Raw genomic sequence first — 19,290 nt, forward strand, 5'->3', positions numbered from 1 at the left:
GGAGGGGCGAGCGATTACGCGGTGAACAGTTCGCTGGTGCGGGTGAGACGGAGGAACGAGCCGGAGGGGGCGGCCGGTCCGGTCCGCACGGAGCCGCCCGCGACCAGGACCCGGCCGTCGGCGAGGACGGCCGCGGCGAAGTCGATCCGCCCGACCGCCATCCCCGGCCCCTCCGTCCAGGTCCCGAAGCGCGGGTCGTAGCGGGCGGTGCTGCGGTAACCGGCCTCGCCCAGCGCGTCGTCGGTGCCGCCCATCACGAGGACCTCCCCGGTGGGCAGGCGCACCGCCTGGTGCAGCGCCCGGCCGCAGGGCATGTCCGCCTCACGGCTCCAGGTGCCGGTCGCCGGGTCGTAGCGCTCGGCCGTGGCCCGGCTGTACGGGTCGGGGCGGCCCTGCGTGCCCGCGTCGGGGTCGCCCCCGCCGGTGGCGAGGACCGTCCCGTCGGCCAGGGTCGTGAGCCGGTGTCCCGTACGGGCCGCGAAGAAGCCGCCCGTCACCGTCCAGCGGCCGGTGGCGGGGTCGTAGCGCTCGCAGTACGCGAGCCCCGCGCCGGTCCGCCAGTCGCGCCGGGTCGCCGCCCAGCCGCCCGCGACGAGCACCCCGCCGCCGGGCAGGGCCACGGCCGGGTGGAGGGAGCGGGCGTCGGTCATGGAGCCCGTGGGGGCCCAGAGCCCCGACGCCGGGTCGAAGACCTCGGCCGAGGCGAGGGAGCGCTCGCTGTCGGCGGAGCGGGCCGTGGTGCCGCCGGCCACGAGCACCCGGCCGTCCGGGAGGAGGGTCGCGGAATGCCCGCAGCGCGCCTGCCCCATCCGCCCGCCGTCCGACCAGCTCCGCTCGGCGGGGTCGTACAGCTCGGCGCTGTCCAGTGGTCGTACGGGGAAGCCGGACGCCCTGCCGGAGCCGCCGGTCACCAGGACGCGTCCGTCGGCGAGCAGGGTGGTCGAGTGCATCCGCCGCGCCTCGCGCAACGGTGCCGCCGTGGTCCACGCCCCGGCGCGCGGGTCGAAGAGCGCGGTCCCGTCCTGCGGGCCGAGCCGTTCGTCGCCGCCGCCGGCGATCAGGACCCGCCCGTCCTTGAGCCGTACCGCGGCGCTCTCCGCTCCGAACAGGTTCCGCTCCCACGGCAGTTCGCCGGCCGGTGCCCACTGCCCTCGGCTCATGGCGCGAACACCTCCGCCGAGCGGGCCGGGACGCCCTCGCCGGCGCGGGGTGCGGCGGCGTCCATGCGGGAGACGCCGCCGGCCGCGAGCACCCGCCCGTCCCCGAGCACGGTCGCCCCGAACGACCACCGGCCGGTGAGCTGGGGCCCCGCGGCCTCCCAGCGCCCGGCGCCGTCCCGCAGGCGCAGCGTGCTCGCGAACCCCGTGTGCAGGCAGGCGCTCTCGGTGCCGCCGAAGACCAGCACGCCGTCCCCGGTCGCCGCCGCCCGGTGGTAGGAGCGTCCCCACGGCAGCGGCGGCCCCGGGCGCCAGACGCCCGTCGCCACGTCGTAGATCTCGGTGCTCGCCAGGCTGTACGGGTGGAAGCGGGCGTCGTCCGAGGAGCGGCCGGGGTCCCCGCCGACGGCGAGCACGGAGCCGTCGGGGAGGGGCACGGCCTGGTGCAGGGCGCGGGCCTCGCGCAGCGACCCGGTCGGCCGCCAGGTGCCGCTCCCCGGTTCGTACACCTCGCAGAGGCCGAGGGACGGGGAGGCGCCGTACCGCGTGGTGGCGACCATGCCGCCCACGGCGAGGACGCGGCCGCCGGGCAGGGGCACCGCCGCGTGGCCCCAGCGGGCCACGGTCATGGCGCCCGTCGGCGTCCAGGTCTCGTGCACCGGGTCGAAGACCTCGGCGCCGGCGAGGGTGAGCATGTCGTGGGCGGAGCGCGGCCGCTGGCCGCCCGCGACCAGGACCCGTCCGTCGTCGAGCACCGTCGCCGAGTGCCCGTTGCGTGCCTCGGTCATCTCCGTCGTGGCCCGCCAGGTCCCGCTGCCGGGCTCGAACAGCTCGGCGTGGCCGACGGTCGGCTGCGGATAGGCCTGCCGTCCGGGAACACCCCCGGCGGCGAGCGCGCGGCCGTCGCGGAGCGCCGTGAGCGAGTGCAGGCGCCGGCCCAGGAGCAGGGACCCGGTCACCGTCCACGAGCCGGGACCCGGCTCGTACACGCAGGAGTCGTCCAGGGAGACCAGGAGCGGGCCCGCGCCGCCCGCGGCGAGCGCCCGGCCGTCCTCGAGGGTGACCGGACCCTCGTACTGGCCGTGCCAGTAGACCAGGGGAACCGGCAGGTCCCCGGCGGCCGTCCAGCCGCCCCCTCCGGTCCGCACGGCAAGGCCGTGCCCGGCCGGAGCCGATGCCGTGCCCGCGGCCGTGCCCGCTCCGCCGGCCAGTAGGTCGCGCACTGCCACTCCTCGCGCATCAGGGCGTGTAGATCTCGGTGGCGGCGGTGACCTGGTCCTCGCCCGGCACCGGGGCCGCCGCACCGGAGTGGGTGAGACCGCCCAGGACGAGCACCCGCCCGTCCGGCAGGGCCAGCGCGGCCGGGGCCCAGCGGCCCTCGGCCATCGGGAACTCGTCGGACCAGGCGCGGGCGCCCGGGTCGTACAGCACGGCGTTCTGGTAGCCGACGGCGAGCGAGGAGTCGTCCGTGCCGCCGAGCACGAGCACGGCGCCCGACTTCAGCCGCACCGCCCGGTGATGACTGCGCCCCCACGGCATGTCGCTGTCGGCGCTCCAGGTGCCCGCGGTCGGGTCGTAGCGCTCGGTCGTCCACTGGCTGTACGGGTCGTAGGCCCAGTCCTCGTCCCGGAAGCCCCGCATGTCCCCGCCCGTGACGAGCACGCCGCCGCCGAGGAGCAGGGTCGCCTGATGGCCCTTGCGGGCGGTGGCGAGGGTGCCGGTCGGCGTCCAGGTGGCGTCGCCGGGCCGGAACAGCTCGCAGTGGCCGAGCGCCGCGTAACTGCCCCGCCCCACCGCGAGCGCCCCGCCGACGAGCAGCACCCGGCCGTCGTCGAACCGCACCGCCGGGTGCCCGAACCGGGCGTCGGTCATCGGGGCGCGCACCTGCGTCCACCGCCGGGTGCCGGGGTCGTACAGCTCGGCGGTGCGCAGGGTGCGCAGGGAGTGGTCGTCGCGGGCCGTGCAGCCGCCGGCGACGAGCAGACGGCCGTCCTTCAGGGCGGTCGCCGAATGGGAGAAGCGGCCCTCGGAGAGCCCTCCGACGGGGACCCAGCCGCCGCCGGCGGGGTCGTACAACTCGGCCGTGGCCAGGCCGACGGGAGGTACTCCGGGGCCCGCTCCGATACCGCCGACGGCGAGGATCTGGCCGTTCTCCAGGCGGGTCAGGGTGTGCAGCCGGCGGGCCTGCCGCAGCGGTGGCGTGGACGTCCAGACGCCGGTCGACACGGTGAGGACCATGCTGCCGTCGGTCGGCAGCCGGCGCCCGTCCTCGCCGCCCGCGATCAGGACCTCGTCGTCGCGGAGGACGGCCGCCGCGTCGGACGGCTGGGCCCAGAACCCCGCGTACGGCATGTCGGCAGCCGACTGCCACACGCCCGGCGTGATCCCCGTCGCGGCGGGCGACGTCCCGTCCCGGATGCCGCGGACCCGCGGCGGGCGCATCCGTTCCCACACGATGCCGCACCTCCTCGTCGGGGCGTTCCTCCCCGGGGAGTTGGGCGCGAACACACCAGGTCATCCGTCCGGAGTAGGAAGAAACGATCACTCCGGACGGATGGGTGACGTGGGTGCCTCCGTGCGGTCCTCAGACCGCGATCAGGCCCAAGTCGGCCGCCAGACGGGCGCGGTGCCACGCCGGGGGGCCGAAGAGCTGCGCCGAGCCGTGCGCCCGCTTGAAGTAGCGGTGGGCGTCGTGCTCCCAGGTGATGCCGATGCCGCCGTGCAGCTGGATCATCTCGCCCGCCACCGTCGAGAACGCCTCAGAGCAGGCGGACTTGGCGGCGGCCGCGCGTCGGCTCAGCTCCGGGTCGCCCGTGGCGGCGGCGAGGGACGCGCCGAGCGCGGCCGACCGCGCCGACTCGACCAGGACGTACGCGTCCGCGAGACGGTGCTTGACCGCCTGGAAGGAACCGATCGTCCGGCCGAACTGGACCCGCTCCCCGGCGTAGGCGAGCGTGACGTCGAGGCAGCGGGAGGCGGCGCCGACCTGCTCGGCGGCGAGTGCCGTGCAGGCCAGGTCGAGGACGTGCGAGAGGATCCGGTCGCCCGCCCCCTCGGCTCCGACGAGCCGGCCCTCCGCCTCCGTGAGCACCACCCGCGCCTGCGCCCGGGTGGAGTCCATCGTCACGGCCGCCTCGCGGTCCACGCCCGTACCGTCCACGGGCACCTCGAAGAGCGAGACCCCCGCTCCGGAACGGGCCGCCACGAGCAGGACACCGGCTTCCGCGCCGTCGAGCACGTGCTCCTTGGCGCCGGTGATCCGCCAGCTCCCCCCGGGCCCGGGGGCGGCCTCGGCCCGTACGGCCGACGGGTCCCACGAACCCAGCTCGGCCCACGCCAGGGCGCCCACCCCGGCGCCCGAGGCGAGATCCGGCAGCAGCCGCGCGCAGGCCGCCGCGTCGTCCGAGGCGAGCAGCGCGCCCGCCACGAGCACCGCGGAGCCGAGGTACGGGACGGGGCTGAGCTCCCGTCCCAGCTCCTCCATCACCACGTGGACCTCCTGGGCCCCGTACCCGGCGCCCCCGTACTCCTCGGGGACCGCGAGGCCGGCGACGCCGATCTGCTCGGTGAGCGGCCGCCAGGCCGCGCCGTCCGCGTGGCGTCCGAGCACGGCCCGCACGGCGGACCGCAGTTCTTCCTGTTCCTCCGTCAGCCTCATGCCTGTGCTCCTCTCGATGCCGGACGGGTACGGGGCCGCTCGGTCGGTGCCGACAGGTCCTCGTCCGACAGGTCCCGGCCCCGGGTCTCGGCCGTGCGCCAGACGGCGAGCGCGGTCACGAGCCCGCAGACCACGGCGAGCACCACGAGCGGGGTGCTGCGGATGTCGTCGGAGCGGGAGAGCAGGCTGCCGGCGAACATCGGGGTGAAGCCGCCGCCGATCAGCGCGGCCAGCTGGTAGCCGAGCGAGGCGCCGGTGTAGCGGACGCGGGTGCCGAACATCTCCGAGAGCAGCGGTCCCAGCGGCGCGTACATCGCGGACTGCACCACCTGGCCGATCACCATGCCGAGGATCAGCAGCGCGGGGGAGCGGGCGTCGACCAGGGCGTACACGGGGAAGGCGAGCAGCACGACGCCGGCGGCACCGCCGAGGACGACGCCCCGGCGGCCGACGCGGTCGGAGAGCGCGGAGAACAGCGGGATGGACACGAGGCCCGTGACCGAGGTGAACAGGAGCCCGGTCATCACCTCGGAGGTGGCGTACCCGATGGCCGTGGCGTAGGTGAGCATGAACGTGCTGATCAGCGCCGTCAGGGCGAACGGGCCGATGCCGACGGCGCACGCGAGGACGAGGTTGCGGGGCCTGCGCAGCACCTGCGCCAGCGGGACGCCGGGAGCCGACCCGGCGTCCCGGGACTCCGCCGCCTGCCGGAAGAGCGGGCTCTCGCTGATGCTGACGCGGACGTAGAGCCCGATGCCGAGGAGTACCGCACTGAACAGGAAGGGGACGCGCCAGCCCCAGGCGAGGAAGGACGCGCGGGGGAGCAGCGAGGCGAGGGTGACGGCGACCGTGGAGAGCAGGAAGCCGATCGGGGAGCCCATCTGCATCACGCCGCTCCACAGGCCGCGGCGCCGGGGGTCGGCGTGCTCGACGACCATGAGCGTCGCGCCGGCCCACTCGCCGCCGATGGCGACGCCCTGGACGACGCGGAACAGCACCAGGAGCACGGGAGCGGCGACGCCGATCGTCCCGTACGTCGGCAGGACACCGATCAGGAAGCTCGCCACGCCCATGAGGGCCATGGTGAGGACGAGCATGGACTTGCGGCCGAGCCGGTCGCCGAAGTGACCGAAGACGGCGCCGCCGAGCGGGCGCGCCACATAGCCGGCGGCGAGGGTCCCGAAGGCGGCGATCGTGCCGACGGCGGGATCGGACTCGGGGAAGAACAGCTCGCCGAAGACGAGCGCGGCCATCGTGCCGTACAGCAGGAAGTCGTAGTACTCGATGACGGTGCCGAGCAGACTCGACAGCGCCACCCTGCGCAGCAGGGCGGGGTCGGAGGATCTCTCGGGGGTGTGCGGGGACACGCTGACTCCCGGGTGCGGTAGGGGAACGGTGAGCGGTGTGGGGAGTGTGCGGGTGCCCGCTGCCCGGTCCCGGGCAGCGGGCGCCGGTCAGGACGCGAGGACGCGGGCGCGGCAGGCCGCGGGGGTGCCCCAGGCGTCGCGGAGGGGGCGGGCCTTGCGGATCCAGAGGGCGAGGTCCAGCTCCTCCGTGTAGCCGACGGCCCCGTGGAGCTGGAGGGCGGTGCGGGCGGCGGCGTGGGCGGCCTCGCCGGCCGTGACCTTCGCCGCGGCGACCTCGGCCGCGCTGTGGCCGGCGCCTTCCGCCAGGGCCAGGGCGGCCGAGTGGAGCAGGGGCTCGGCGAACTCCAGGGCGAGGAGCGTGTCGGCGAGCCGGTGCTTGACCGCCTGGAAGGAGCCGATGGCGACCCCGAACTGGGTGCGCTGCTTCACGTACCGCACGGTCCGGTCGAGGAGCGCCCGGCCAAGGCCCAGGGACTGCGCGGCGGTGGCCAGGGCGGCGACCTCGGTGGCGTGCGCGGTGGCGGCGGTCACCGCCGGGCCCTGTGCCAGGACGGCGCCGCCGAGCGGGCGGGCGAGCCGGCGCGCGGGGTCGGCCGAGGGCTGGACGGGGCCGGCCGTCTCCGCCCGGCGTACGGTGTCGCCCTCGACGACGAGCACGGCGTCGGCGGCGTCCGGGTCCAGGGCGTAGGGGCTGCCGGCGGCCGGCACGCACAGGGAGACGACCGCCTTCCCGGAGGCGATCTGCGGCAGCCACGCGGTGGCCGCGGCGTCGTCGAGCCGGTCGAGGAGCGCGGCCGCGGCGACCGTCTCCACCAGCGGTCCCGGCACGGCGTGGCGGCCCAGTTCGGTGAAGGCGACGGCCAGTTCGACGGGCAGCGGGCCGAGTCCGTCGTGCCGCTCGGGGACGGCGAGGGCGAACACGCCGGCCTCCGCGAGCCGGGACCAGAGCGCGCGGCCGGGCGCGGACTCCCCGGCCGCCCAGGCCCGGGCGGCCGCGGGGGTGTCGGACGCCGTGAGCATGGAGTCGAGGGAGCGGGCGAACTCCCGCTGCTCCTCGTCGAGGAGGAACCGCATCACCGGCGTCCCTTCGGGAGGCCGAGCAGCCGCTCGGCGATGATGTCGCGCTGGATCTCGTTGGTGCCGGCGTAGATGGGGCCGGCGAGGGAGAAGGTGTGGCCCTCGGCCCAGCCGCCGTGCGCGGGAGCGTCCTCCGCCGCGTCGGCCAGTTCGCCGTACGGGCCGAGCAGATCGAGGGCGGTCTCGTGGAGCGCGATGTCGAGCTCGGACCAGAAGACCTTGTTGAGGCTGGACTCGGCGCCGATCGAGCCCCCGGCCGCGAGCCGCGAGGCGCCCGCGTAGGCGGAAAGACGGTAGGCGCGGGCGGCGATGACCGCGTCGGCGACCCGGTCGCGCAGGGCGGTGTCCGAGGGATCGGCGGTCTCCCGCCACAGTGCCGTGAGGCGTTCGGCGGCGGCCGTGAACCGGCCGGGGCTGCGCAGGGTGAGCCCCCGCTCGTTGCCCGCGGTGCTCATCGCGACCCGCCAGCCCTGGCCCGGCGCGCCGATCACGTCCTCGTCGGGCACGAACACGTCGTCGAGGAAGAGCTCGGCGAAGGCGGGCTTGCCGTCGAGCCGCCCGATGGGCCGTACGGTCACCCCGTCGGCGTCCAGCGGGAACATCAGGTACGTCAGGCCCTGGTGCGGCTTCGCCGTGTTCGTATCGTCCCGGCCGCTGCGGAAGAGGCCGAAGGCGCGGTCGGCGAAGGCCGCCCGGGACGACCAGGTCTTCTGGCCGTGCAGCAGCCAGCCGCCGTCGGTGCGTTCGGCGGTGGAGCGCAGCGAGGCGAGGTCGGAGCCGGACTCGGGCTCGGACCAGGCCTGCGCCCAGATGACCTCGCCGCTCGCCATGGAGGGCAGGATCCGGGCGCGCTGCTCGTCGGTGCCGTGCTCGAAGAGGGTGGGGGCCAGCAGGTTGATGCCGTTCTGGCTGACCCGGCCGGGGGCGCCGGCCGCGTAGTACTCCTCCTCGAAGATCAGCCACCGGAGGATCGAGGCGCCCCGGCCGCCGTACTCCTCGGGCCAGGAGACCACCGACCAGCGGTCGGCGGACAGGGTCCGCTCCCACTCCCGGTGGGCGGCGAAGCCCTCCTCCGTCTCCAGGGAGGGCAGCGGGACGTCGGGCACATGGGCGGTGAGCCAGGCGCGGGCCTCGGCCCGGAAGGCGTCCTCCGCCGCGGTGAAGTCGAGGTCCATCAGGCTCCCGCCGCCTTCATCCGGTGTATGTCCATGCCGCCCAGCGCGTCGGGGGCGGTCTCGGCGTTGTGCGCGTGCGCGAGGTGGTGGAGGCCGAAGACCGAGTCCATGCCGGTGTGCAGGCCCTGGAGGTCCTCGGCCTGGTTGACGGCGCGCTTGGTCAGGGCCAGGCCCATGCGGGGCATCTCGGCGATCCTGGAGGCCAGTTCCATGGTCCGCTCCGTCAACTCCCCCGGCGGCACGACCCGGTTGACCATGCCGACCTCGTAGGCGCGCCGGGCGTCCATCCGGTCGCCGGTGTAGAGGAACTCCTTGGCGATGCGCGGCGGCATCACCCAGGGATGGGCGAAGTACTCGACGCCGGGGATGCCCATGCGGACCACGGGGTCGGCGAAGAAGGCGTCCTCGGCGGCGACGATGAGGTCGCACACCCAGGCGAGCATCAGTCCGCCCGCGACGCAGGCGCCCTGCACCGAAGCGATCATCGGCTTGGGCAGTTCGCGCCAGCGGCGGCACATGCCGAGGTAGACCTCGGACTCGCGGGCGAAGCGGCTCTCCGCGCCCTGCTTGTCCGAGTGGTCCCACCAGAGTCCGGCGCGCCGGTCGAACGGCAGGTGGGCGTCCCGCTCGGGGGTGCCGATGTCATGGCCGGCGGAGAAGTGCCTCCCCGCTCCGGCGAGCACGACGACCTTCACCTCGTCGTCGTCGGCCGCGCGGTAGAAGGCGCGGTCGAGGGCGTAGGTCATCGCGGAGTTCTGGGCGTTGCGGTAATCGGGCCGGTCCATCGTGACCACGGCCACGGGGCCGAGGCGTTCGTAGCGGACCGGGGCCGTGGTGGACGCGGTGCGGGCAGCGGACATCCGCCCTCCTTCCCTAACAAGTGTTTGGTAGGTTAACGTACGGCCATGAGCAACGTCGAGGAGTTCCGCAGAGAGGTCCGCGGCTGGCTGAGCGCCAACCTCACGGGCGAGTTCGCCGCCCTGCGCGGGCGCGGCGGCCCCGGACGGGAACACGAGGCACACGCCGAACGCCTCGCCTGGGAGCGGCACATGGCCGCCGCGGGCTGGACCTGCGTCGGCTGGCCCAAGGAGTACGGCGGCCGGGGCGCGAGCCTCGAACAGCAGGTCGCCTTCCACGAGGAGTACGCCCTCGCCGACGCCCCCGCCCGCGTCAGCCACATCGGCGAACAGCTCCTGGGGCCCACCCTCATCGCCTTCGGCACCCCCGAACAGCGCGAGCGCTTCCTCCCCAGGATCGTCAGCGTCGAGGAGCAGTGGTGCCAGGGCTACTCCGAGCCGGACGCCGGCTCGGACCTGGCCAACGTCCGCACCCGCGCGGAACGGGACGGCGAGGAGTGGGTGGTCACCGGACAGAAGGTGTGGACCTCGCTCGCGCACGAGGCCGACTGGTGCTTCGTCGTCGCCCGCACCGAACCCGGATCCACCCGCCACCACGGCCTGTCGTACCTGCTCGTCCCCCTGGACCAGCCCGGGGTCGAGATCAGGCCCATCGTCCAGCTCACCGGGACGTCCGAGTTCAACGAGGTCTTCTTCGACGGGGCCCGCACCCACGCCTCCCACGTGGTCGGCGCCCCCGGCGACGGCTGGCGGGTCGCCATGGCGACGCTCGGCTTCGAGCGCGGCGTCTCCACCCTCGGCCAGCAGGTCGGCTTCCGCCGCGAGCTGGAAGCCGTCATCGACCTGGCCAAGCGCAACGGCGCCGCCGCCGACCCGCTGATCCGCGACCGCATCGCCCGCGCCTGGATCGGCCTGGAGACCATACGGTTCAACGCCCTGCGCATGCTCGACGGCGTCGCCGCCGGAGCACCCGGACCCGAGGCCTCCATCGGGAAGATCTTCTGGGCCACCTGGCACCGCGAGCTCGGCGAACTCGCCATGGACGTCTGCGGAGCCGCGGGGATGCTGGCCGACGGCGAACCGTACGACCTCACCGACTGGCAGCGGCTCTACCTCTTCTCCCGCTCCGACACCATCTACGCCGGCTCCAACGAGATCCAGCGGAACATCATCGCCGAGCGCGTCCTCGGCCTGCCCAAGGAGGTCCGCCCATGACCGGCACCCCACCCCCCTACGTGCCGGGCCACGGTCTGCTCGCCGGCCGCGGTGCCGTCGTCACCGCCGCGGCGGGCGCCGGCATCGGCGGCGCGACCGCCCGGCGGCTCCTGGAGGAAGGCGCGCGGGTCGTCGTCTCCGACGCCCACGCCCGCAGGCTGAAGGAGACCGAGGCCGAGCTGGCCGCGGAGTTCGGCGCCGACCGCGTCGCGGCCCTGCCCTGCGACGTCACCGACGAGACCCAGGTCGCCGCCCTGTTCGACCTCGCCGTGGAACACCACGGAGGCCTCGACATCGTCGTCAACAACGCGGGCCTCGGCGGCACCGCCGACCTCGTCGACATGACCGACGAACAGTGGGACAAGGTCCTCGACGTCACCCTGAACGGCACCTTCCGCTGCACCCGCGCCGCACTGCGCCGCATGAAGGCCGCGGGCGCCGGGGGCGTCGTCGTCAACAACGCCTCCGTGATCGGCTGGCGGGCCCAGAAGGGCCAGGCCCACTACGCGGCCGCCAAGGCCGGCGTCATGGCGCTCACCCGCTGCGCCGCCCTGGAGGCCGCCGACTACGGGGTGCGGGTCAACGCCGTCTCCCCGAGCCTGGCCATGCACCCGCACCTCGTGAAGGTCACCACCCCCGAACTCCTGGAGGAACTGACCTCCCGCGAGGCCTTCGGACGCTACGCCGAGCCGTGGGAGGTGGCCAACGTGATCGTCTTCCTGGCCAGCGGCTACTCCTCGTACCTGACGGGCGAGGTCCTCTCCGTCAGCAGCCAGCACCCGTGAGACCGGCGCCCCGGCGGCGCCGCGAGATCCTGGACACGGCGGCCGAGGTCTTCGCCGCCCAGGGGTACGACGCCACCACCGTCCGCCGCATCGCCGACGCGGCCGGCCTGCTCGCGGGCAGCCTCTACTACCACTTCGACTCCAAGGAGTCGATGCTCGACGAGATCCTCCGCGCCTTCCTGGACGAGCTGTGGGCCCGGTACGGCGCCGTGCTCGCCGCGCGGCTCGGCCCCCGGGAGACCCTGGAGGCCCTCGTCACCGAATCGTTCCGGGAGATCGACCGGCACCGCGCCGCCGTCGCCATCTACCAGAAGGAGTCCAGACACCTGCGGGAGCAGCCGCGCTTCGGCTATCTCGCGGGCTCCCAGCGGAGGTTCGAGGAGGCCTGGCTCAGGACCCTGGAGCGCGGCGTCGCCGCCGGGGACTTCCGCACCGACCTCGACGTCCGGCTCACCTACCGCTTCGTGCGCGACACCGTCTGGGTCGCCGCGTCCTGGTACCGGCCGGGCGGACAGCACAGCCCGGAGGAGATCGCCCGCCAGTACCTGTCGATGGTGCTGGAAGGCATCGCCCCGGCTACCCGCACATGACATGACATCGTGGACAGAGAAGAAGGAGCGGTCATGGCCGAGGCCTACATCGTCGAAGCGGTACGCACCCCGGTCGGCCGGCGGAACGGCGGACTGTCCGCCGTCCACCCGGCCGACCTCGGAGCCCATGTGCTCAAGGCCCTGATGGAGCGCTCGGGCACCGACCCGGCCGCCGTCGAGGACGTCGTCTTCGGCTGCCTGGACACCGTCGGCCCGCAGGCCGGCGACATAGCCCGCACCTGCTGGCTGGCCGCCGGACTGCCCGAGGAGGTGCCCGGCACGACCGTGGACCGGCAGTGCGGCTCCTCCCAGCAGGCCCTGCACTTCGCCGCGCAGGGCGTCCTGTCCGGCACCCAGGACCTGGTGGTCGCGGGCGGCGTGCAGAACATGTCGATGATCCCCATCGCCTTCGCCAGCCGCCAGGCCGCCGACCCGCTCGGGCTCACCGAGGGCCCGTACATCGGCTCCGAGGGCTGGCGCGCCCGCTACGGCGACCAGCCGGTCAACCAGTTCCACGGCGCCGAGCTCATCGCCGCCAAGTGGGACGTCTCCCGCCGGGACATGGAGGAGTTCGCCCTCCGCTCGCACCAGCGGGCCGCCCGCGCCATCGACGAGGGCCGCTTCGACCGCGAGATCGTCGCGTACGGGGACGTCACCACCGACGAGGGGCCGCGCCGCGACACCACCCTGGAGAAGATGGCCGGCCTGAACCCGCTCGTCGAGGGCGGCCGGCTGACCGCCGCGGTCTCCTCGCAGGTCTCCGACGGGGCCTCGGCGATGCTGATCGCCTCGGAGCGCGCCGTACGGGAACACGGTCTGACGCCCCGCGCCCGGGTCCACCACCTGTCCGTGCGCGGCGAGGACCCGATCCGCATGCTGTCGGCGCCGATCCCGGCGACGGCGTACGCGCTGAAGAAGGCCGGGATGACGCTCGACGACATCGACCTCGTCGAGATCAACGAGGCCTTCGCCTCGGTCGTCCTCGCCTGGCTGAAGGAGACCGGCGCCGACCCGGAGAAGGTCAACGTCAACGGCGGCGCCATCGCCCTCGGCCACCCGCTCGGCGCGACCGGCACCAAGCTGATGACCACCCTCCTCCACGAACTGGAGCGCACCGGCGGCCGCTACGGCCTGCAGACCATGTGTGAAGGGGGCGGCCAGGCGAACGTGACGATCATCGAGCGTCTCTGACGGACGAGGCCCCGACCACGGACCGTCCGGCCGGAGGCCGGCGCAGGCCCCCGAAGCCCGGGAGGCCCCCTGGGGCCGAGCGGTGCGAGGGGGCCGGTAAGGACGGGTCGATCATCGAGCGTCTGTGACGCCTCGCGCGAAGACCTCGCGCCACACGGCGTGATCGGTGCGGGGGCCTCCCGGGGTCTCCGCGCCGTAGACCGCGATCTCGGCGTCGATGTCCAGCGGGCGGGTGGGCGAGGTCATCGCCGAGAGCTCCCCGGCGACGGCCGCGTCCGGGACCAGCCAGCACACCTCGAACTCGATGCCGTCCGGGTCCCGGCCGTAGAGGGCCTTGGTGGAGGCGTGGTTGCTCGCCCCCGTCAGGGCCCCGGCCCCGGCGAGGCGGGTCCGTATCCGGCCCAGCTCGGCCAGGGTGTCCACCTCCCACGCCAGGTGGTACAGGCCGACCTTCCCGGTGCGCTGCGCCGAGCCCGGCTCGGGCGACTGGAACAGGCCGAGGTCGTGGTCGTTGGCGGAGCCCGCCGCCTGGAGGAACGCCGCCCCGGGGAAGGCCTGCGGCAGCGGGCGGAACTCGAGCACGTCGCGGTAGAAGGCGAGGCTGCGCTCCAGGTCGGAGACGAAGAGGACGGCGTGGTTCAGCCGCTGGATCGGCATGGTGCTTCCGTTCGGAGTAGGTGCGGAGGACGTGCGGTCGAGACACAGGTCCGCCGGGGTGAAGGTACTCCGGCGGACCTGTGCGTTCGTGGGGCCGGTCAGCCCGTGGACGGCAGGACGCGCAGGGTCGCCCGCGCCTCGGCCATGAGGCGGTCGACGAGCTCGGCGCAGGACGGCAGGTCGTCGATCAGCCCCGCGACCTGCCCGGAGGCCATCACGCCGAGATCCGTACGGCCCTCGACCATGGACGCCTTGAGCAGCATCGGGGTGTTGGCGGCCAGCAGGATCTGGCTCCACGTGAGGTCCTTGCCGTGCTTCATCGCCAGGCCGTCCCGGACCATCTGCGGCCAGCTCATGCCGGACTCGCGCCGGAAGGCCGCGGCGTGCCGGACCGCACGCAGGAGCGAGGCGGCCCGGCCCGAGCGTTCGAGCGCGTCGACCAGCTCCGTGCGCAGCATCCGGTGCGGCAGCCCGTCCACCTTCGTGGTGACGGTGACGTCCGTGACCGCCGCGGCCAGGTAGCGGGCCTTCACCGCGTCGGGGACGGTGCTGTCGGAGGTGAGCAGGAAGCGCGTGCCCATGGCGATGCCGGCCGCGCCGTAGGAGAGCGCGGCGACCAGGCCGCGTCCGTCGTGGAAGCCGCCGGCCGCGACGACCGGGATGTCCACGGCGTCCACGACCTGCGGGAGCAGGACGGTGGTGGCGACGCTGCCGGTGTGGCCGCCGCCCTCCCCGCCCTGCACGATCACCGCGTCGGCGCCCCAGGCCGCGACCTTCTCGGCGTGCCGCCTTGCCCCGATGGAGGGGATGACGACGACCCCGGCGTCCTTGAGCCGGGCGATCAGCTCACGGGACGGCGCGAGCGCGAACGAGGCCACCTTCACGCCCTCGTCGATGATGATCCCCACACGCTCGCCCGCGTCCCCGGCGTCCGCCCGCAGGTTCACGCCGAAGGGCGCGTCCGTGCGGGACCTCACCTCGCGGACGGCGGAGCGCAGCTGGTCGACGCTCATCGTCGCCGAGGCCAGGATCCCGAGCGCGCCCGCGTTGGCGGTGGCCGAGACCAGGCGGGGACCGGCCACCCACCCCATGCCGGTCTGCACGACGGGGTGCCGCACCCCGACGAGTTCGGTGAGCGGCGTGGCGATCGTGGCGTCGCTCATGAGGGGACCTCCCGGTCGCGCAGCCCCTTCGGGTCGATCTCGTCGCGGATCAGCCGCAGCTCCTCGGCGGTCGGCTCGCGGGTGTACGGCACCTCGTCGGGGACGGTCAGCGCGAAGCCGGTCGCCGCCACGACCTCCTCGACCGTGACGCCGGGGTGCAGCGAGCGCAGCCGCATCGTGCGGTCCGGGGTCTCGAAGTCGAAGCTGCCGAGGTCGCTGATGACGTCCGGGAGGCGGTGGTAGCGGCTCGCGGAGGGGCCGGCCTCGGCCGCCCGGTCGTAGCCGACGCCGCAGACCACGTCGACCCGCTCGACGAAGACCCGCGTCGAGTGCTTGGGGACCCAGTAACTGGTCGGGTTGTTCAGGGTGTTGACGGGAGCGCCGCGCACGCCGAGGAGCTGGCGCTTCGGCCGCGCCCAGTCGCCGATGCAGCTGATGTTCTGGTTGCCGTACCGGTCGAGCTGGCTCGCGCCCATCATCACGTGCCGCCGCCCGGTGGCGACCATGGCCAGGTGCTGGCGGTACGGCAGCCAGCCCTCCACCACCCGGGGCGCGGCGCCGACCGCCGGCACGTCGGCGATGAGCAGCGCCTCCCCGTCGGTCAGCAGCAGGTCGGGGGAGAAGGTGAGCTTCGCGAGGCGGGCGCCGATCATCGGGACGGTGCCCATCGGGCTGGCCAGGACCTCGCCCGCGTCCCGCCAGGCCTCGGCGCAGGCGACGACGCAGTACTCGGCCCTCGTCGCGCTCGTCAGGGTGTCGCTCATGCTTCCTCCTCGTGGAACGCCGCGACCGCGGCCTGGTAGGCGTCCTCGTCGCCGGACAGGAACCGCGCGGTGAACTCCCGCCAGGCCTCCGGGTCCCGGGCCGCCTTGACGTAGGCGCGCTGGAAGGCCTCGTCGCGGTCGTAGTCGGGCGCGCAGGAGGTGAAGTGCGCGCCGTTCGGCGTCTCGACGACACCGTCGACGAACGCGCGCTTGAGCAGCAGCGACTGCGGTCCCGCGTCCTTGAGCAGCTCAGGGGTCTCGACGATCCGCTCGCAGGAGACGTACGCGGCGTCCGCGGCCTCGCAGAACAGGTCGTCGAAGTACGGGTCGGGGCCGAGGTACTGGCCGTTGCCGTGCGCGTCGGCCCGGTTGAGGTGGACCAGCGCGGCGTCCAGGTGCAGCGCGGGGACGGCGACGAGCTCCTCGCGGTCGTCGTACGGGGAGGTGACGGTCCGCAGCGAGGGGTTGACGGTCATCACGTCCGAGGCGAGCCCGGCCCGGATGGGCATGAAGGGCAGCCGGTGCACGGCGGCGGTCAGGCCCCACATCACCATGGCCTCGTCCAGCTCCACCAGCTCGAAGTCGCCGCGCTGCCGGGCCGCGCCGAAGTGCGGCTCCAGAGGGACGGAGTCGAGCGTGGCGAAGGCCGCGACCAGCTTGCGGATCTTCCCGGCCGCGGCCAGGAGGCCCACGTCGGGGCCGCCGTACGAGACGACGGTCAGATCGGTGAGGTCGGAGCGCAGCAGCGCCCGTATCAGGGCCATCGGCTTGCGCCGCGAGCCCCAGCCGCCGATGCCGATCGTCATCCCGCTCCGGAGCCGGCCCACGACCTCCTCGGCGGTCATCGTCTTGTTCCTGCTCACGACTGCTGCTCCTTGTCGGTCTCGGAGGTGTCCTGCTTGCCGAAGGTGTCGCGGACCCGGTCGGCGACGCCGCTGAGGTTGGCCTCGAAGGTGAAGCCCTGTTCGAAGCGGTAGCTGCGGTGGACGTCCACCGGATCGATGCCGTTGATCGCGGCCTTGGCCAGCCGGATCAGCTGTCCGTCCTTGGCGGCGATCTCCCGCGCGAGTCCGAGCGCCGCGTCGAGCAGCTCCTCGCGCGGGACGACCCGCCAGACCGAGCCGTGCCGGTGCAGCTCCTCGGCGGTGACCGTGCGCGAGGTGTAGTACAGGGCCCGCATCAGCTGCTGCGGGACGAGCCGGGACAGGTGCGTGGCCGCGCCGAGCGCGCCCCGGTCCAGCTCGGGCAGGCCGAAGGTCGCGTCCTCGGAGGCGACGATCGCGTCGGCGTTGCCGACCAGGCCGATGCCGCCGCCGAGGCAGAAGCCCTGCACGGCGGCGACCACCGGCACCGCGCAGTCGTAGACGGCGGCGAAGGCCTCGTAACAGCCGCGGTTGGCGCCCAGGAGGGCGTCGTGCCCGGCCGTGCGCTGGATCTCCTTGATGTCGACGCCGGCGTTGAAGCCGCGGCCCTCCGCGGTGAGCACGACGCAGCGCACCTCGGGATCGGCGCCGGCGGCGCGCACCGCGGCGGCGAGGTCGTACCAGCCCTGTACGGGGAGGGCGTTGACCGGGGGGAAGTCGACGGTGACGACGGCGATGCCCTTGTCCGGGGCGGAGGTGGAGACACCCATGACCAGATCAGCTACCTTTCCACCAAACGTTTGTTAGGTGGAAGATAGCAGCGGTTCGCGCGCTGCGGGAGGTGTCCCTTGCCAGTCACCATCGATCTGTCGGGTTCCGTCGCCGTCGTCACCGGCGGCACACGGGGCGTCGGCGCCGGGATAGCCCGCGCTCTGCTCGAAGCGGGAGCGGAGGTCGTGACCTGCGCGCGAAGGCCCCCGGACGAGCCCGTCGAGGCGGCGGGGCGCACGGCCCGCTTCCTCCCCGTGGACCTTCGCGACCCGGCCGCCGTCACGGAGTTCTTCGACCGGGTACGGGCCGACCACGGGCGCCTCGACGTCCTGGTCAACAACGCCGGAGGAACGCCCTTCCGGATGCTCGGCGAGGGGGGAGCCGCACAGCAGGCCCGGGTCGTCGAGCTGAACCTCGTCGCACCGCTGACCGCCTCCCTCGCCGCGTACGAGGTGATGCGGAATCAGCCCGGGGGAGGGTCCATCGTCATGATCGGCAGCGTCAGCGGCACCCGCCCCTCACCGGGCAGCGCCGCCTACGGCGCCGCCAAGGCGGGCCTGGACAACCTCGCCCGGTCCATGGCGGTGGAATGGGCGCCGCTGGTACGGGTCAACACGCTCGTCCCCGGCATGGTGCGCACCGAACTGTCCCACCTGCACTACGGGGACGAGGACGGCGTCGCCTCCGTCGGCCGCACCGTACCCCTCGGCCGGCTCGCCGAGCCCTCCGACATCGGCGACGCCTGCGTCTTCCTCGCCTCCGACCGGGCCGCGTACATCACCGGCGCCAGCCTCCTCGTGCACGGAGGCGGGGAACGGCCGGCGTTCCTGGACGCGGCAAGTGTCAACCACTGAACCGACTCGACCCACTCACCGAAACCGAAAGGGATTCACCATGACAGGACTGTGCGACGGACGGGTCGTCATCGTCACCGGGGCCGGCCGCGGTCTCGGCCGCGCGCACGCGCTCGCCTTCGCCGCCGAGGGCGCCAAGGTCGTCGTCAACGACCTCGGCGTCGGCCTCGACGGCACGGGGGGCGGCGCGGGGCCCGCGCAGCATGTCGTCGACGAGATCAGGGCGGCGGGAGGGGAGGCGGTCGCCCATGGCGGTGACATCGCCACCGCCGACGGCGCCGCCTCGCTGATCGCCGCGGCCGTGGACACGTTCGGCCGCCTCGACACCCTCGTCAACAACGCGGGCTTCCTGCGCGACCGCATGCTCGTCAACCTCGACGAGGACGACTGGGACGCCGTCATGCGCGTCCACCTCAAGGGCCACTTCCTGCCGCTCAAGCACGCGGCCGCGCACTGGCGGGCCGAGGCCAAGGCCGGGCGGCAGCCCGTCGCGCGGGTGGTCAACACGAGCTCCGGGGCGGGGCTGCTCGGCAGCGTCGGCCAGGGCAACTACTCGGCGGCCAAGGCCGGGATCGTCGGCCTCACGCTCGTCGCGTCCGCGGAGATGGGCCGTTACGGGGTCCAGGTCAACGCGATCGCGCCCGCGGCCCGGACCCGGATGACGGAGCAGACGTTCGCGGACACGATGGCCGCGCCGGCGGAGGGCGGGGGGTTCGACGCGATGGCCCCCGAGAACGTCTCCCCCCTCGTCGTCTGGCTCGGCTCCGCGGCCTCGGCCGGGGTCACCGGCCGCGTCTTCGAGGCGGAGGCCGGGCGGATCACGGTCATGGAGGGCTGGCGGCCGGGCCCGACGGCGGACAAGGGGGCGCGCTGGACCCCGGCGGAGGCGGGCGAGACGGCCCTGAAGCTCCTGTCGTCCGCGGAGCCGCCACACCCGGTCTACGGCACCCGCTGACGAACGCAGGCGCTTCCGCGCCCCCGTTGTGGGCCTGCGCCCCGCCGTTGTGGGCAGTCGTTCCGCTGGGGCGAGAGGGGACCCCCTCGCCCTGCGGGACGATTGCCCACACGGGGCGTGGGCCGAGGCAACCGGCCTGGTGGGCTCGGGGCGACGTGGCGGGAGCCGGGGCCCCGGCCGGGCGGGCGCAG

Annotated in this window: 19 protein-coding genes; 6 read left to right on the top strand and 13 right to left on the bottom strand. The window is 74.3% G+C overall.

Annotation, left to right across the window (positions count from 1 at the left end):
- Positions 1–14: 14 nt before the first annotated feature.
- The 8 genes from GGE06_RS07555 to GGE06_RS07590 all read right to left on the bottom strand — a co-directional run bounded on the left by GGE06_RS07555 (position 15) and on the right by GGE06_RS07590 (position 9,294).
- Entirely contained in the window at positions 15–1,160 is a 1,146-nt protein-coding gene (locus GGE06_RS07555) for a Kelch repeat-containing protein (protein ID WP_184930335.1), read from the bottom strand.
- Positions 1,157–2,380: a Kelch repeat-containing protein gene (locus GGE06_RS43640; protein WP_184930336.1), complete on the bottom strand. Its 1,224-nt coding sequence runs from the start codon at positions 2,378–2,380 to the stop codon at positions 1,157–1,159. Before GGE06_RS43640 ends, GGE06_RS07555 begins: the two co-directional genes overlap by 4 nt.
- 16 nt (positions 2,381–2,396) lie before the next feature.
- Positions 2,397–3,611 (bottom strand): Kelch repeat-containing protein, encoded by a 1,215-nt coding sequence (locus GGE06_RS07565; protein ID WP_184930337.1) that lies wholly within the window; start codon positions 3,609–3,611, stop codon positions 2,397–2,399.
- Positions 3,612–3,741: 130 nt separating this feature from the next.
- A complete protein-coding gene (locus tag GGE06_RS07570; protein WP_184930338.1) occupies positions 3,742–4,815 on the bottom strand; it encodes an acyl-CoA dehydrogenase family protein in 1,074 nt (357 codons plus the stop codon).
- Positions 4,812–6,182 (bottom strand): MFS transporter, encoded by a 1,371-nt coding sequence (locus GGE06_RS07575; protein ID WP_184930339.1) that lies wholly within the window; start codon positions 6,180–6,182, stop codon positions 4,812–4,814. The genes GGE06_RS07570 and GGE06_RS07575 overlap by 4 nt, the downstream gene beginning before the upstream one ends.
- Positions 6,183–6,269: 87 nt before the next feature.
- The gene (locus GGE06_RS07580; RefSeq protein ID WP_184930340.1) at positions 6,270–7,256 is read right to left on the bottom strand and encodes an acyl-CoA dehydrogenase family protein; all 987 of its coding nucleotides are present in this window, start codon (positions 7,254–7,256) and stop codon (positions 6,270–6,272) included.
- Positions 7,256–8,434, bottom strand: a complete 1,179-nt coding sequence (locus GGE06_RS07585) for an acyl-CoA dehydrogenase family protein (RefSeq protein WP_116157263.1) — start codon at positions 8,432–8,434, stop codon at positions 7,256–7,258. Before GGE06_RS07585 ends, GGE06_RS07580 begins: the two co-directional genes overlap by 1 nt.
- Complete coding sequence (locus GGE06_RS07590) at positions 8,434–9,294, bottom strand: enoyl-CoA hydratase (RefSeq protein WP_116157262.1); 861 nt, start codon at positions 9,292–9,294, stop codon at positions 8,434–8,436. The genes GGE06_RS07585 and GGE06_RS07590 overlap by 1 nt, the downstream gene beginning before the upstream one ends.
- Positions 9,295–9,339: 45 nt before the next feature.
- On the opposite strand from GGE06_RS07590, the gene GGE06_RS07595 reads away from it, so the two are divergent.
- From GGE06_RS07595 to GGE06_RS07610, 4 genes are read left to right on the top strand one after another with little or no spacing between them, the layout of a single operon-like run.
- A complete protein-coding gene (locus GGE06_RS07595) occupies positions 9,340–10,506 on the top strand; it encodes an acyl-CoA dehydrogenase family protein (protein WP_116157261.1) in 1,167 nt (388 codons plus the stop codon).
- Complete coding sequence (locus GGE06_RS07600; RefSeq protein WP_184930341.1) at positions 10,503–11,291, top strand: SDR family oxidoreductase; 789 nt, start codon at positions 10,503–10,505, stop codon at positions 11,289–11,291. Before GGE06_RS07595 ends, GGE06_RS07600 begins: the two co-directional genes overlap by 4 nt.
- Positions 11,288–11,881, top strand: a complete 594-nt coding sequence (locus GGE06_RS07605) for a TetR/AcrR family transcriptional regulator (RefSeq protein ID WP_116157259.1) — start codon at positions 11,288–11,290, stop codon at positions 11,879–11,881. The genes GGE06_RS07600 and GGE06_RS07605 overlap by 4 nt, the downstream gene beginning before the upstream one ends.
- A 33-nt stretch (positions 11,882–11,914) precedes the next feature.
- The gene (locus GGE06_RS07610; RefSeq protein WP_184930342.1) at positions 11,915–13,072 is read left to right on the top strand and encodes an acetyl-CoA C-acetyltransferase; all 1,158 of its coding nucleotides are present in this window, start codon (positions 11,915–11,917) and stop codon (positions 13,070–13,072) included.
- 111 nt (positions 13,073–13,183) lie between these two features.
- Here GGE06_RS07610 and GGE06_RS07615 read toward each other — a convergent pair whose 3' ends face one another.
- The 5 genes from GGE06_RS07615 to GGE06_RS07635 form a co-directional block, all read right to left on the bottom strand.
- Positions 13,184–13,729: a VOC family protein gene (locus tag GGE06_RS07615; protein WP_184930343.1), complete on the bottom strand. Its 546-nt coding sequence runs from the start codon at positions 13,727–13,729 to the stop codon at positions 13,184–13,186.
- 98 nt (positions 13,730–13,827) lie between these two features.
- On the bottom strand, positions 13,828–14,892 hold the full coding sequence (locus tag GGE06_RS07620) for an NAD(P)H-dependent flavin oxidoreductase (protein ID WP_184930344.1): 1,065 nt from the start codon (positions 14,890–14,892) through the stop codon (positions 13,828–13,830).
- Positions 14,889–15,656 (bottom strand): CoA-transferase subunit beta, encoded by a 768-nt coding sequence (locus tag GGE06_RS07625; RefSeq protein ID WP_116157255.1) that lies wholly within the window; start codon positions 15,654–15,656, stop codon positions 14,889–14,891. Before GGE06_RS07625 ends, GGE06_RS07620 begins: the two co-directional genes overlap by 4 nt.
- Positions 15,653–16,501, bottom strand: coding sequence for a CoA transferase subunit A (locus tag GGE06_RS07630; RefSeq protein ID WP_184930607.1), 849 nt, complete (start codon positions 16,499–16,501; stop codon positions 15,653–15,655). The genes GGE06_RS07625 and GGE06_RS07630 overlap by 4 nt, the downstream gene beginning before the upstream one ends.
- 14 nt (positions 16,502–16,515) lie before the next feature.
- Complete coding sequence (locus GGE06_RS07635; RefSeq protein ID WP_116157254.1) at positions 16,516–17,289, bottom strand: enoyl-CoA hydratase family protein; 774 nt, start codon at positions 17,287–17,289, stop codon at positions 16,516–16,518.
- Between the two features lie 78 nt (positions 17,290–17,367).
- Here GGE06_RS07635 and GGE06_RS07640 point away from each other — a divergent pair, with 78 nt between their 5' ends.
- Both GGE06_RS07640 and GGE06_RS07645 read left to right on the top strand, forming a co-directional pair.
- The gene (locus GGE06_RS07640; protein WP_184930345.1) at positions 17,368–18,144 is read left to right on the top strand and encodes an SDR family oxidoreductase; all 777 of its coding nucleotides are present in this window, start codon (positions 17,368–17,370) and stop codon (positions 18,142–18,144) included.
- Between the two features lie 40 nt (positions 18,145–18,184).
- On the top strand, positions 18,185–19,099 hold the full coding sequence (locus GGE06_RS07645) for an SDR family oxidoreductase (protein ID WP_184930346.1): 915 nt from the start codon (positions 18,185–18,187) through the stop codon (positions 19,097–19,099).
- Positions 19,100–19,290 lie beyond the last annotated feature (191 nt).

Origin of the sequence: Streptomyces nymphaeiformis, from assembly GCF_014203895.1 — a bacterium.
Classification (GTDB): Bacteria; Actinomycetota; Actinomycetes; order Streptomycetales; family Streptomycetaceae; genus Streptomyces; species Streptomyces nymphaeiformis.

Coding starts and splice junctions, on each gene's coding strand:
- GGE06_RS07570 (WP_184930338.1), bottom strand. CDS start 4,815: ATGAGGCTGACGGAGGAACAGGAAGAACTGCGGTCCGCCGTGCGGGCC.
- GGE06_RS07590 (WP_116157262.1), bottom strand. CDS start 9,294: ATGTCCGCTGCCCGCACCGCGTCCACCACGGCCCCGGTCCGCTACGAA.
- GGE06_RS07595 (WP_116157261.1), top strand. CDS start 9,340: ATGAGCAACGTCGAGGAGTTCCGCAGAGAGGTCCGCGGCTGGCTGAGC.
- GGE06_RS07625 (WP_116157255.1), bottom strand. CDS start 15,656: ATGAGCGACACCCTGACGAGCGCGACGAGGGCCGAGTACTGCGTCGTC.
- GGE06_RS07635 (WP_116157254.1), bottom strand. CDS start 17,289: ATGGGTGTCTCCACCTCCGCCCCGGACAAGGGCATCGCCGTCGTCACC.
- GGE06_RS07645 (WP_184930346.1), top strand. CDS start 18,185: ATGACAGGACTGTGCGACGGACGGGTCGTCATCGTCACCGGGGCCGGC.
- GGE06_RS07610 (WP_184930342.1), top strand. CDS start 11,915: ATGGCCGAGGCCTACATCGTCGAAGCGGTACGCACCCCGGTCGGCCGG.
- GGE06_RS07615 (WP_184930343.1), bottom strand. CDS start 13,729: ATGCCGATCCAGCGGCTGAACCACGCCGTCCTCTTCGTCTCCGACCTG.
- GGE06_RS07555 (WP_184930335.1), bottom strand. CDS start 1,160: ATGAGCCGAGGGCAGTGGGCACCGGCCGGCGAACTGCCGTGGGAGCGG.
- GGE06_RS07600 (WP_184930341.1), top strand. CDS start 10,503: ATGACCGGCACCCCACCCCCCTACGTGCCGGGCCACGGTCTGCTCGCC.
- GGE06_RS07580 (WP_184930340.1), bottom strand. CDS start 7,256: ATGCGGTTCCTCCTCGACGAGGAGCAGCGGGAGTTCGCCCGCTCCCTC.
- GGE06_RS07585 (WP_116157263.1), bottom strand. CDS start 8,434: ATGGACCTCGACTTCACCGCGGCGGAGGACGCCTTCCGGGCCGAGGCC.
- GGE06_RS07620 (WP_184930344.1), bottom strand. CDS start 14,892: ATGAGCGACGCCACGATCGCCACGCCGCTCACCGAACTCGTCGGGGTG.
- GGE06_RS07630 (WP_184930607.1), bottom strand. CDS start 16,501: ATGACCGCCGAGGAGGTCGTGGGCCGGCTCCGGAGCGGGATGACGATC.